The 12452-nt window shown below is 48.4% G+C and carries 12 protein-coding genes and 1 tRNA gene; 5 read left to right on the top strand and 8 right to left on the bottom strand.

Annotation, left to right across the window (positions count from 1 at the left end):
• Window positions 1-275: 275 nt before the first annotated feature.
• Genes KDD36_02600 through KDD36_02610 form a run of 3 tightly spaced genes read right to left on the bottom strand, consistent with a single transcriptional unit; the run spans window position 276 to window position 1780 of the window.
• On the bottom strand, window positions 276-905 hold the full coding sequence (locus KDD36_02600; protein MCB0395515.1) for a hypothetical protein: 630 nt from the start codon (window positions 903-905) through the stop codon (window positions 276-278).
• A gap of 45 nt (window positions 906-950) precedes the next feature.
• Window positions 951-1469 (bottom strand): DNA starvation/stationary phase protection protein, encoded by a 519-nt coding sequence (locus KDD36_02605; GenBank protein ID MCB0395516.1) that lies wholly within the window; start codon window positions 1467-1469, stop codon window positions 951-953.
• 29 nt (window positions 1470-1498) lie between these two features.
• Window positions 1499-1780 (bottom strand): LapA family protein, encoded by a 282-nt coding sequence (locus KDD36_02610; protein ID MCB0395517.1) that lies wholly within the window; start codon window positions 1778-1780, stop codon window positions 1499-1501.
• Window positions 1781-1963: 183 nt separating this feature from the next.
• On the opposite strand from KDD36_02610, the gene KDD36_02615 reads away from it, so the two are divergent.
• Complete coding sequence (locus tag KDD36_02615) at window positions 1964-2470, top strand: transcriptional regulator (GenBank protein MCB0395518.1); 507 nt, start codon at window positions 1964-1966, stop codon at window positions 2468-2470.
• 38 nt (window positions 2471-2508) lie between these two features.
• Window positions 2509-3432, top strand: coding sequence for a methyltransferase domain-containing protein (locus KDD36_02620; protein MCB0395519.1), 924 nt, complete (start codon window positions 2509-2511; stop codon window positions 3430-3432).
• 175 nt (window positions 3433-3607) lie between these two features.
• Here the strand turns inward: KDD36_02620 and KDD36_02625 are convergent.
• A tRNA-Pro gene (locus KDD36_02625) sits at window positions 3608-3682 on the bottom strand.
• A 354-nt stretch (window positions 3683-4036) separates the two neighbouring features.
• Between KDD36_02625 and KDD36_02630 the strand changes: the two genes are divergently transcribed.
• The 3 genes from KDD36_02630 to KDD36_02640 all read left to right on the top strand — a co-directional run bounded on the left by KDD36_02630 (window position 4037) and on the right by KDD36_02640 (window position 6980).
• A complete protein-coding gene (locus tag KDD36_02630) occupies window positions 4037-4873 on the top strand; it encodes an RnfABCDGE type electron transport complex subunit D (GenBank protein ID MCB0395520.1) in 837 nt (278 codons plus the stop codon).
• A 35-nt stretch (window positions 4874-4908) separates the two neighbouring features.
• On the top strand, window positions 4909-6432 hold the full coding sequence (locus KDD36_02635) for a DUF2330 domain-containing protein (GenBank protein MCB0395521.1): 1524 nt from the start codon (window positions 4909-4911) through the stop codon (window positions 6430-6432).
• A gap of 290 nt (window positions 6433-6722) precedes the next feature.
• Entirely contained in the window at window positions 6723-6980 is a 258-nt protein-coding gene (locus tag KDD36_02640) for a hypothetical protein (protein MCB0395522.1), read from the top strand.
• On the opposite strand, the gene KDD36_02645 is transcribed toward KDD36_02640, so the two are convergent.
• From KDD36_02645 to KDD36_02660, 4 genes are all read right to left on the bottom strand, one after another.
• Entirely contained in the window at window positions 6963-7619 is a 657-nt protein-coding gene (locus tag KDD36_02645; protein ID MCB0395523.1) for a lipoprotein signal peptidase, read from the bottom strand. The genes KDD36_02640 and KDD36_02645 overlap by 18 nt on opposite strands.
• Before the next feature lie 20 nt (window positions 7620-7639).
• A complete protein-coding gene (locus KDD36_02650) occupies window positions 7640-8047 on the bottom strand; it encodes a TraR/DksA family transcriptional regulator (protein MCB0395524.1) in 408 nt (135 codons plus the stop codon).
• A 3-nt stretch (window positions 8048-8050) separates the two neighbouring features.
• The gene (locus KDD36_02655; protein MCB0395525.1) at window positions 8051-11464 is read right to left on the bottom strand and encodes an isoleucine--tRNA ligase; all 3414 of its coding nucleotides are present in this window, start codon (window positions 11462-11464) and stop codon (window positions 8051-8053) included.
• Between the two features lie 81 nt (window positions 11465-11545).
• Window positions 11546-12430, bottom strand: coding sequence for a fructosamine kinase family protein (locus KDD36_02660; protein MCB0395526.1), 885 nt, complete (start codon window positions 12428-12430; stop codon window positions 11546-11548).
• Between the last annotated feature and the right edge of the window lie 22 nt (window positions 12431-12452).

Genomic DNA, 12452 nt, shown 5'->3' on the forward strand with positions numbered 1-12452 from the left:
ATGGCAGATCGCTCTGGTTAAATTTATTCTGTTCATTTGGGTACGTCTATGTGTTAATAAGGTCTTGATTATTTAAATCATAACAGTCGATGTCGTTTGATTCAATGCTTAGGTTTAATTGACAAGAAATCCGGCTTGCCAGATGGCGCCATGCATCACCTGGCAAGCCGGGATGTCTTCCCTTATTCGTAATGGATGGTTGTAAATTTGTTTGCATCCACTCCTGATTTGGTTTCGCAGATCCGATGCCACCCTTTTGATAGGGGTGGTAAAGATCAGGATGTCACCGATTTTTTGATATGCTTCCATGCTTCGGACATCTCGGAAGAAAAATTATTCCAGCCGGAAGATGCGGCGTCTTCCGCTTTTTCAAGCTTGGAATTGAATTCCTGAAGGGATCGTGAAAGCTCCTTTTTCTTGTTCTGCCACACATCCGAGGCTTCCTGTTTACCAAGCTGAAGTTGCAGCTTGAACAGATCAAAGCGTGTGTGGAACTGGTCCAGTTGCTCATCGATGTCCTCCGCTGTGTCTTTTAAATTGCCACGGGTGTTTTTGTAAAGCGTTTCTGCCTGAGCTCTTACTTCGCCCATCTGATGCATGATCTTTTGTTGCTCTGCTTTGAAACGATCTTCAGTATCTGCTTTTTTTTCGGCAGCCTGCTCGCGAAGCGTTTCTAACTTTTGTTTCAGTTTTTTTAGCTCATCTCCACCGGTATCCTGTAAATCGTCCAGGCGTTCCCTGGTTTGATCGACCCATTGATGAAGGGTCTTTTTCTGATCTTCAAATTCATCCCTCGCTTCGCCGGATTTCAGTTCCAGTTGCGATTTCATTTGCCGCGCTGTTTTCTTCCATTCGTCCAGCTTTTGTTTGGCGGTTTCCTTTATCGTTGATTCTTTGGTATCCATGGTGATTTGGTTTTATTTATTGGTTTATAACTGAAGGTTGATAGGCTACGCCGTTTCATACACACGCTCTTGCTTGAGCCAGGAGGAATACATCCAGTGTTTCTTTTCCATGCGGCGGATGAATTTGGTAACCATGTCCACCGTACCAGTGTCGCCGATCCGGTTAGCGGACCCGATGACATCCATCATATATGAGATCAGTTTCTCAAAATCGTAAAGTACTTCCTGCATCATTTCCCTTGAGGTGAGGGCGCTCGATGTTTCCTCGATGCCGGCAGTTTCCAGATATTCTCTTAGAGTGCTTTGCGGTTTTTTACCGAATACCCGGATGCGTTCTGCAACAGCATCGATGTTGAGCTTCACTTCGTTGTACTGCTCCTCGAACTTCTGATGCAGGTCAAAGAAATCGGGACCTTCCACATTCCAATGGAAGTTTCTGAGTTTCTGATAGTGTATGTGGTAATTGGCCAGAAGAATGTTGAGGTTTTCAACGATCTCTTTTGTTTCCAAATGGGAAAACCCGAGTTTGGCGTAGGTCTTCATTGGTTTATCTTTGGTTTTCATGGGTGTTGATTGTGTTTGATTAGGGTGTGTTAATTTTTGTTGGTGCTTTTCTGTATCGATTGTTTTTGAAGAAGGCTGTATTTTTTATTAGTTTCCCTGAGCTCATGCCTGAGCCGGATAATTTTTGGTAGCAGGGCAAGGATGGCAACCAGAATGCCCGATGTAAATGTCAGCGCGATCATCATGGCCAGAGAGCCTTGTGACTCCCAAAAAAGAATTTTCAGCGGTATGTCAGCTGAATTTTGCAAGGTAAAGGACACGACAAAAAGAAATATGATCGTGGCTGCTATCAGGGTGATCGTGTTTTTCATAAATCATCCCTCGTCATCGGTTTCTTCTTTCCTCGCTGCACATTTACAAAGGTTCTTAAAAGGAATGCAATCTCATTTGATATAGATCAATTGGGGTTGTTGATTCCGCTCATGGTGCCTGTTTTTAGGTGAATTTGTTTTCATTATATTTTGAAAATACAATAATGTTGCTACATTTGTACTATGGATTATAAACAAGCACGGGAGGAGTTTATACAGGCATGGGGTAGCCTTGGCTCAAGCTGGGGAATCAATCACACCATGGCCCAGATTCATGCGTTGCTCATGATCTCACCCGATGCTATGACCACCGATGAGGTGATGGAGCAATTGGGTATTTCAAGAGGGAATGCGAACATGAACCTGCGGGCACTCATCGGATGGGGCATCGTACGAAAGGAAAGCCGTCCCGGAGACCGCAAGGAGTACTTCTCGGCTGAAAAGGATGTTTGGGTGCTGGCAACGCAAGTGGCGCAGGAGAGGAAGAAGAGGGAACTGGACCCTGTGTTGCGTATGCTTAACCAGGTGAAGGCCATTCCGGAGAACAAGAAGTCAAAAGAGATCACAACCTTTAAGAAGGTAACTGCAGACCTTTCCGATTTTGCCGGAAAGATGGATATGACGCTGGGTACGTTCGTTAAGGCAGAGCAGAACTGGTTCTTCGGAAAGCTGCTTAAAATGTTCAAGTGATTTTTTTTGCACATAAGTTTCAATTAAAGTTGAAAATAATGAAAGGTATAATGGTGGTTGATCAGGTGGATAACCGCGAATTGGCTTATAAGCAGCCCATGCAGTTGTCTACACGACAGAAAATTCTGAAGTATTATGAGGAGGCAGGTCCCGACTACCAAACATGGAGTCCGTCGTACAATATGCATTTCGGATACTTTCACTGGGGTATGAATCCCTTTTCCCGGGAGAAAATGCTGGACCGGATGAACCTTGAAATCTTCAGATCAATGGATATTTCAAAGGATCAATCTGCTTTGATAGGGGACATGGGCTGCGGCCTGGGAGCCACCGCCCGATACATCGCAAAGCATTTTCCTGCCATGTCATTGAAAGGGATTACCCTCGTGCCATGGCAGGTGGATCAGGGAACACGCCTTGCCAGGGAGTCTGGCCTGGATGGCCGGGTGAAGATTGTGGAGGGGGACTATACCTCCACGCCGTTTGAAGATAATTCGTTGGATGGCGTGTATGCTGTGGAGAGTGGTTGCTATGCCGGGGGAGCATCAAAGGAAGACCTGATCCGGGAAATGGCCCGGGTGTTGAAGCCCGGAAAGAAAATGGTCATGGCTGATGGGTTTGTTAAAACCGAAAAGATGACAGGCTGGACGGCATCCATATACCAAAAGCTTTGCAGTTGCTGGGCACTGAAGGAGCTTGGTCATATTGACAAGGTGCGGGAAGCGCTGCTCCGGCATGGCTTTACGGATATTCGGATAAGGGATGCATCCTGGCGTGTGGCACCTTCCGTGGCGCATGTCCCGTTTACCGTACTGTGGTTTCTTGTAAAACGCATGTTTTCATCAAACGGCATCATGACGAAAGAGCGCTGGAACAATCTGATGGCACCCATGCTGACCATGTTCCTGGGCTTGTCCCGCAGGAACTTCAGTTATTACATCATCAGCGCCAGGAAAATGTGATGTTTCCTTATACAGAGTGAGTGGATTACAGCGTGATCCAGGAAGGGGGGGGGCAAAACCAAAGCCCTCCTGGCGTCGGCCTTTCTTTTTTCTTGATTCGCTTCCACTTAAACGCAAGCGTTACGTGTATGCTCTTCAAGAAAAAAAGCCATCTCATCCGATGGCTTTCATTTTGTCGGGGTGAGTGGATTCGAACCACCGACCACACGCCCCCCAGACGTGTACTCTAACCTGGCTGAGCTACACCCCGATATTCCCCGAATTATTTCCGGGCTGGCAAAAATAGCAATATTTCTGGTTGTGGGAAAAATATATCCTTCCGACCGGCATCCCCAGCCGGAGGATTTGTGACATGGCATCCAGGCATTTGGGAAATTATTCTTTTATCCCAGATTATGCATTAGGAGGCGCCTTTTTGCGCTGAACTATATGTATTAGCTGGGGTTATCCCGCATTAGAAAATCAAGAATTTATTTCGAAGCAAACAATCGGTATCCTATGATTTTCTTATGCGTCATGCAATAGTCTTTTTCTATTGCATGATTTGGGTTTATGGAATTCCAAAAAATCATGCATCCCACCCATAGAACCAAAACGGAATGTTATGATTTTTACCTCATCACAAAGAGCCGCTTTCAGAAAGGGATACCGCCAAATGGATCCACGGTACGGACAGATCATCTGCCAATCCATATTCATGGCTTTCGGGCTGGCATGGCTGGGGTGGGAAGCCCGCATTGTTGACTTCCTCCTGATATTCGCATCCTGCCTGACCTTTCAACGCCTGTTTGAAAAGTGGTTCAAGACCGGACGCAATGCCTGGCAAAGTGCGATGATCTCTTCCCTCAGCCTTTGCCTTATGTTTAAAGCCGGGGCATGGTGGGCCTTACCGGTGTGCGGACTACTCACTGTGGGGAGTAAATTCCTCATCCGCTACAACGGCAAACATATTTTCAATCCTACCAATTTCGGCATCCTGGTCACGATTCTGATCACCCGCATGGGTTGGGTATCGCCCGGACAGTGGGGGAGTGCGCTCATCTTCATGATCCTGATAGGTGCACTGAGCCTGGCTGTGTTGTTCCGTGTGGGCAGACTTGATGTGGCCTTTTCCTTTCTGGGTGTGTATGCGATGATGCACTTCTTTTACAACTACGTGATCCTGGGCTGGCCGATGGACTATTTTCTGCATCAGCTAAGCAGTGGTACACTCCTGTTGTTTACTTTTTTCATGATCACTGACCCCATGACCACACCCCGTCATGCAGTGGCCCGTGTGGCCTGGGCAGGGCTTACAGGTGTTTTGGCCTTCGTGCTTTCCGGTTATATGTACATCCATACCGCACCCTTATGGGCACTGTTTTTCATGTCGCCCCTTACCCCGCTTTTCGATACCATTTTCACTGCACCCCGCTTTACCTGGCAAAAGGTGCAGGCATAAAAAACCAAACCATGTTTCACTTAAAATCAACTGTTATGAAAACCAAAGCGATCATTTTACTTGCAACCCTGGGGTTGATCTCCGGACAAGCAAGCGCATTCTGCGGCTTCTATGTAGCCAAAGCAGATGCCACCCTGTTCAACCAAAAATCCCAGGTCATCCTGGTGCGGGATGGCGACCGCACCATCATCACCATGTCCAGCGACTTCAAAGGCGATGTGAAGGATTTTGCCATGGTGGTACCGGTGCCTGAAGTGCTGCAGCGAAACCATATCCGCATTGCAGACAACAGCATCTTCGACAAACTGGATGCCTATTCCTCACCGAGACTGGTGGAATATCATGATGCCAACCCCTGCTATGAAGTGCTTTATAAAGATAAAATGCTAAGAATGGCACCGGTGTCAATGGAAGCGAACGGTTTTGACCTTGAGGAAAAAGCCGAAGCCGATTATGGTGTAACGATCGAAGCTTCCTATACCGTAGGGGAGTACGACATCCTTATTCTTTCTGCACAAGAGTCGGGTGGTTTGAAATCGTGGCTCACGGATAATGGTTATAAAATCCCTGCCAACGCACATGAGGTACTGGACCCATACATCAAGGACGGTCTGAAATTTTTTGTGGTGAAAGTAAACCTGGATGCACATCGTATGTCGGGTTATAACTCCCTGCGCCCACTTCAGATCGCGTTTCGCAGTCCGCGTTTCGGTTTGCCTATTCGTTTGGGCATGGCCAATGCCACCGGAGACCAGGACCTCATCGTCTATGCCTTCACCCGTAAAGGCCGCGTGGAACTGGCAAATTACCGCACCATGGAAATACCTTCCAACAGAAACGTTCCGGAATTCGTTCAACAGAAGTTCGGTGATTTCTACCGCGACCTGTTCAAGACCAGTTACAAAAAAGAGGGTGGAAAGGCCGCCTTCCTGGAATATGCCTGGGACCTCAGCTCCAATAATTTTGTAAAGTGCGACCCGTGTTCCACCACCCCACCAGACTATGCCGAGCTGCGTGAAGCCGGTGTATTCTGGGTGAACAACGGCCAGCAAAACCGCTCCTGGGGAGGATCCAATTATCAGGGAGACCTGTTCTTCACGCGGATGCACGTTCGTTACAACCGGAAAAACTTCCCGCAGGATCTGGCCTTTATCGAGACTCCGAACAAGGAATCATTTCAGGGCAGATACATCATCCAGCATGCTGTAACCGAAGATGTGACCTGTGATGCCGCGCAAGATTACTATCAAACAGTGACCACCCGCCGGAAGAAAGAACTTCAGGAACTGGCGGCACTTACCGGATGGTCCGTGGCTTCTCATCAATCGTATGTGGATGAATATGCTCGGCGAATTACCAATCCCAACGGCTGGTTCGGGGAAGATGATTTCATCAACAAAAATGGTTTTGACATACTGCCTGCAACGGACAGTGATAACCGTCAAAAAGGCCACATGGTATCGTTACTGGCCGGCGCTATGTCACTGCTGATCACCCTTGTGATATTTGCTGCCGTGATGTTTGGTTTGAAGCAACGGCGCAATGAGCGATCATCCTGACAGGAAGGTTGTGGTTTAGCAAAAAAGGACGATGTGTATCGTCCTTTTTTGTTTTTATCACGGTGAGAAGGGGTCATTCACATGCTATTCGGAATGGTAGTAAAATTAAACCCTTGACATGCTTTGTGCTTTAATGGGAGTTTAAGGTTTTGTCAAAATGAGATTATACAAAGTGTAGTAGGGTCTTTATTTTTTGTCGGTCCTAATATTGAAGGGCTTTGCACATCACCAGGTTAAAAAAAAGTGTTAAACCTTACATGCAAATAGAAAAGTTTATATAGCTTTCGGGCATGACCGCCGCGGAGTATAATCTGCTTGATATGGATCAGAAGACCCACCTGTTATGGACCTACGGGGAACTTCTGGATGAGCGTGTGGACTACGGTAAATCACGCACTTTCATGTATCACCTTCAGGGATTTTATGTAGAGATCTCCATCAACGTGAAAGATGAAAGTATTCGCCGTGTGCGTGCTCTGGAAAGTCCCGGCGACTGGAATGGTTATCTGAAAAGCGTGAGTCTGGAGGAACTACTGAGCAGCAGTTGAGACCACTTCGGCATTCTCTTTCTCTTCATCCACTTTTACTTTCTTCTCCTGCGGAAAATACCGCTTTTGAAACAGCAGGATCATGAACACACCGATGCTGATGGATGAATCTGCAACATTGAAAATGGGCCGGAAGAACAGGAAGCGTTCACCGCCCCACCCGGGCACCCAATCGGGGAACGTCCCTTCCATCAGCGGGAAGTACAGCATATCTACTACCTTGCCATGCAGGAAGGTGGCATACCCTCCTTCATCGGGCATAAAAGTCGCCACCCGGTGGAAGCTGTCTGTAAAGATCACTCCGTAAAAAGCGCTGTCGATGATGTTGCCAACAGCACCGGCGAAGATGAGGGCAATGCTGATGATAAGTCCGGATGGTGCTTTCTTCTTTACAAGTGTTGTCAGGTAATAGAAGATTCCTCCAACCGCTGCGATCCGAAAAAGGCTGAGAAATAATTTGCCCCATTTACCACCCCATGTGATCCCGAAGGCCATTCCGTTGTTTTCGGTGAAATGGATGTAGAACCAGTCACCGAAAACCGAAAAATGGTCCTCGATCATCATGTGGGTTTTCACCCAGAACTTCAGGGTCTGGTCGATCAGGAGGACCAGTAAAATGGTAATGAAGGCTTTTTTCAAAACGCGGTTCTTTCGGTCGTTTACCGGCCGTCAGACTGTTGTCGTTTTGCGTCAATGCTCAACGTTGCATGAGGCACTGCACGTAGTCTCTCCTTAGAGATCAGCTTACCTGTTTCTCTGCAGATACCATACGTTTTATTCTCGATACGCACCAAAGCGTTTTCCAGATGCTGGATAAACTTTTTCTGGCGGGTGGCGAGGTTGGCCACTTCTTCCTTGGTGAGCACCTCAGATCCATCTTCCATTGGTTTGAAAGAATGGTATGTATCATCGGTACCATGGTCATCCTTACGGGAGATAGAACTGCTCAACAATTCGAGGTCCTTCTTTGCTTCAGTCAGTTTATCCATGATCAGCGCCTTGAACTCCTGGAGTTCCGCATCGCTGTAGCGATTCTTTTCGCTTTCGGCTTTTCCTTTTTTTGCCATGTCTTAGTTTTTCTGGTACTTCAAAATTTGTATTCGCGTTGTCACGCCTTCATCTACATCCACATCCACACTGCCGTCGCCGCTGAGCTCTCCTACCATTTCAAGGGATGCTGCCAGGGTCTCGGCACAAATGTAATCCTTGTTGTTATTAATTGCTTTGCTGATCCCTTCGTGTTTCAGGATCCTCAATGCGATCTGATCCGTTACTTCAAAATTCAAATCTTTCCTGAGATTCTGTACTTTATTCACGACTTCCCGCGCAATTCCCTCTTCTTTAAGTTCGTCGGTGATATTGATATCCAACGCTACCGTAATACGATCCAGGTGGGCCACCAACCATCCGGGAATGTCTTCCGAGAAAACTTCCACATCAGCGAGTTCAACCACGGCCTTAAAACCGTCAAGATTCATCTCATACGACCCTTCCCGCTCGAGGGTTGCAATCTCCTCCTGGTTCAGCTTTGCAATGGCCTCACTCACCCTTTTCATATCCTTCCCGAAACGAGGTCCGAGCTTCTTGAAATCCGGCTTCACGCGCTTTACAATCACGCCCGATCCTTCTTCCAGGAATTCCATTTTCTTCACATTCACTTCTGAAAGAACAAGGTCTGCGATGGATTGTACCTGATCCTTGAACTTCTTGTCCAGCACCGGGATTGTAATACGGTTGAGTGGTTGACGTACCCTGATCTTTTCTTTCTTCCGGAGTGACAACACCATGTGTGATATCTTTTGTGCCAGCTCCATGCGTTCTTCCAAATCCGTATCGATCACGGATTGATCGGCTTTCGGGAATTCTGCCAGGTGCACCGAAGTATGTTTCTCCAGTCCTGTGATCCCGTTCAGATCCCGGTAAAGGTGTTCTGCGTAGAACGGTGCGATGGGCGCCATCATCTTTGCCAACGCCACCAGACATTCGTAAAGTGTCTGATAGGCGGATATCTTGTCCGTTGAATAATCCCCTTTCCAGAAACGGCGTCGGCTCAGACGAACATACCAATTGCTGAGGTGCATATCCAGAAATTCCTCCAGAAGCCGGCCTGCACGGGTTGGTTCATAATCATCATAGCATGCGGCCGTCTTACCGATCAGCGTGTGCAACTCAGAAAGAATCCACCTGTCAATCTCCGGACGATCCTTCACTGGAACGGGCGCTTCCTTACCCGTGAATTCATCAATATTGGCATACAAAGCAAAGAATGCATAAGTGTTATGGAGGGTGCCGAAAAACTTTCTTTGCACCTCGGCCACACCTTCTATATCAAAGCGAAGGTTATCCCACGGCTGTGCATTGGTGATGAGGTACCAGCGGGTAGCATCCGGACCATACTGTTCGATGGTCTTGAACGGATCCACCGCATTGCCCAGGCGTTTCGACATCTTGTTGCCATTCTTGTCCAGCACGAGTCCGTTGGACACCACATTCTTAAATGCCACTGAATCGAAGAGCATCACCGCAATGGCATGAAGGGTGAAAAACCACCCACGCGTCTGATCCACCCCTTCGGCGATGAAGTCTGCCGGGTAATTTTTTTCAAACAGTTCTTCATTCTCGAAAGGATAGTGGAACTGTGCGTAGGGCATCGCACCGGAATCGAACCATACGTCGATCAGATCGCTTTCACGGTGCATGGGCTTCCCACTATCGGAAACCAGCACCACATCATCCGCATAGGGCTTGTGCAGATCGAAGCGATTGTAGTTCTCTTCGGAGAAATCGCCCGGTTTAAATGACTCCAGCGGATTGGAGGTCATCACCCCGGCCTTCACGGCTTTCCCGATTTCCGTTTTCAACTCTTCCACGGAACCGATACATTTCTGTTCTGACTTGTCTTCACTGGTCCAGATAGGGATGGGTATACCCCAGAACCGGGAGCGCGACAGGTTCCAGTCCACCAGGTTTTCCAGCCAATTCCCGAATCGTCCGGTTCCGGTAGAGGCAGGCTTCCAGTTGATGGTCTTGTTATGCTCGATGAGCTTGTCCTTCATCGCCGTTGTGCGCACAAACCAGGAGTCGAGCGGATAGTAAAGCACAGGCTTGTCGGTACGCCAGCAATGAGGATAGCTATGCGCATATTTCTCTACCAGAAAGGCCTTGTTATCTTCCTTGAGTTTGATGGCGATGAGCACATCGGTGGGTTTGTAATCCGGTTGATCCGTTACACCTGGGGCTTCGTATTCTGCCTTGACGTAGTATCCGGGGAAGTCTGTCACCTCTTTTACAAAGCGCCCTTGCTTGTCCACCAGCGGCATGGGCTGACCGTTCTCATCTTTAACCAGGATAGACGGCACGTTGTTGGCCTGGCATACACGGAAGTCATCCGCACCGAAGAGAGAAGCGGTATGCACGATGCCGGTACCATCTTCTGTGGTCACGAAGTCGCCGAGGATGACGCGGAATGCTTCACCTTCGGACTCGTCGGGCTGTACATAGGGCATGAGTTGCTCATACTTGACGCCCTCGAGGTCTTTGCCGGTGAAGGTTGCTTCCACTTTACAGGGAATCAACTTATCCCCTTCTTTGTAGGAGGCCAGATCCGCAGATCGGGCCTCCTCTGAAAAATATTTGTTCACCAGGTCCTGCGCCAGGATGATGGTCACCGGTTGGAATGTATATCGGTTGAAAGTGCGTGCTTTCACATACGTGATCTTCTCTCCGACGGCCAGGGCACAGTTGGATGGCAGGGTCCAGGGCGTGGTTGTCCAGGCGAGGAAGCGTACATCTTCATCTTCGGAAGAAAACAGGAAGGCCGACTTCTCATTCTTCACCACCTTGAACTGGGCAATGATGGAGGTATCCTTTACTTCACGGTAGCAGCCGGGTTGGTTGAGTTCGTGCGTGCTGAGTCCGGTGCCGGCTGCAGGTGAATATGGTTGTACGGTGTATCCCTTATACAGCAGATCCTTGTTGTAAAATTTCTGCAACAGATTCCATACAGACTCGATGTAGCTGTTCTCAAATGTGATGTAGGGGTGATCCAGGTCCACCCAATAGCCCATTTTCCGGGTCAGGTCATCCCAAACGTCCTTATATTTCAGAACCCCTTCACGGCAGGCCTGGTTGTACTCCTCCACGCTCAACTTGGTGCCGATATCTTCCTTGGTGATGCCGAGGCTTTTTTCCACATCCAGTTCAACGGGCAGTCCGTGGGTATCCCATCCTGCCTTTCTCTTCACCTGAAAGCCCTGCATGGTTTTGAAGCGGCAGAAGAGGTCCTTGATGGTCCGGGCCATGACATGGTGAATACCCGGCATGCCGTTGGCGGATGGCGGTCCTTCATAAAATGAGAATGCAGGTTTTCCTTCCTTTTCCGCGATGCTTTGCTCAAACGTATTTTCCCGTTCCCACAGCGCTAGCATGTCCACCCCGATCTGGGGCAGGTTCAGTTTCTGATATTCTTTGTACTTATTCTCCACGTTTCCGGTGTCAAAAAAAGGGTAGCAAATATACCTTTCCGGGGGGAGAAAACCAACAGGGAGGATGGGACGGGAGCCGCATCACACAAAGCGTCTCAGAATGTCCTTGACCTGAGACAGATACCCTCCTCCGAACAGATTCACATGTACCATGAGTGGGTAGAGATTGCATAGGTCCATGCGTTCCTGCCAACCGGATTGAAGCGGCCAGACTTCCTGATAGGCCCGGTAAAACTTTGCTTCAAAGCCACCAAAAAGCCGGGTCATCGCGAGATCCATTTCCCGATGTCCGAAATATACCGCCGGGTCAATGAGGCAGGGTTCTCCCTGAGGTCCGATGAGAAAATTACCGCTCCATAGATCCCCATGCAGCAGCGATGGCTGTTCCACGGGAAACATGTCTACCATACGACTGAAAAGGGTTTTGAAAGATGCGGTGAGCGAATCACTGATCAATCCGGCATTGCTGGCCAGACGGAGTTGTGGCTCCAATCGTTCTTCAATAAAAAAGGTATGCCAGTGGATATGGCCGGTGTTGGACTGGGTCAGAGAGCCTATGTAGTTGCTGTGGTCAAGGCCGAACTGATCAGAAGAGCAGCGGTGTAAAGCAGCGAGTTTGCGACCGAATGTTTCCCAAAAATCCTTTTGCTGTGGGGATCTGTCCAGAAATTCCAGGATGAGAAAGACATGACTTTGTGTTGATCCGACATACACCACATTGGGAATACGAATGACACCGGCATTGTTAAGCAGCCTGAGGCCGCGTGCCTCCGCTTCGAACATTCCAGGGAAACGGTTGGCTGTATTGTATTTCAGGAAGAAGGATCCCAGGCTGGTCTCCAAACAAAAGGCTTGATTGATAGAACCACCTGAGAGAGCTCGCAGACGATTCACACCGACATCTGTGCCGGTATCTTCCGACCATATCTTAACCATTTGTTGAACCAATCCGGACATTTCCATCATCCTGCCAAGATAAAAAAAGGGG

It is taken from the genome of Flavobacteriales bacterium (genome assembly GCA_020435415.1).
Taxonomy (GTDB): domain Bacteria; phylum Bacteroidota; class Bacteroidia; order JACJYZ01; family JACJYZ01; genus JACJYZ01.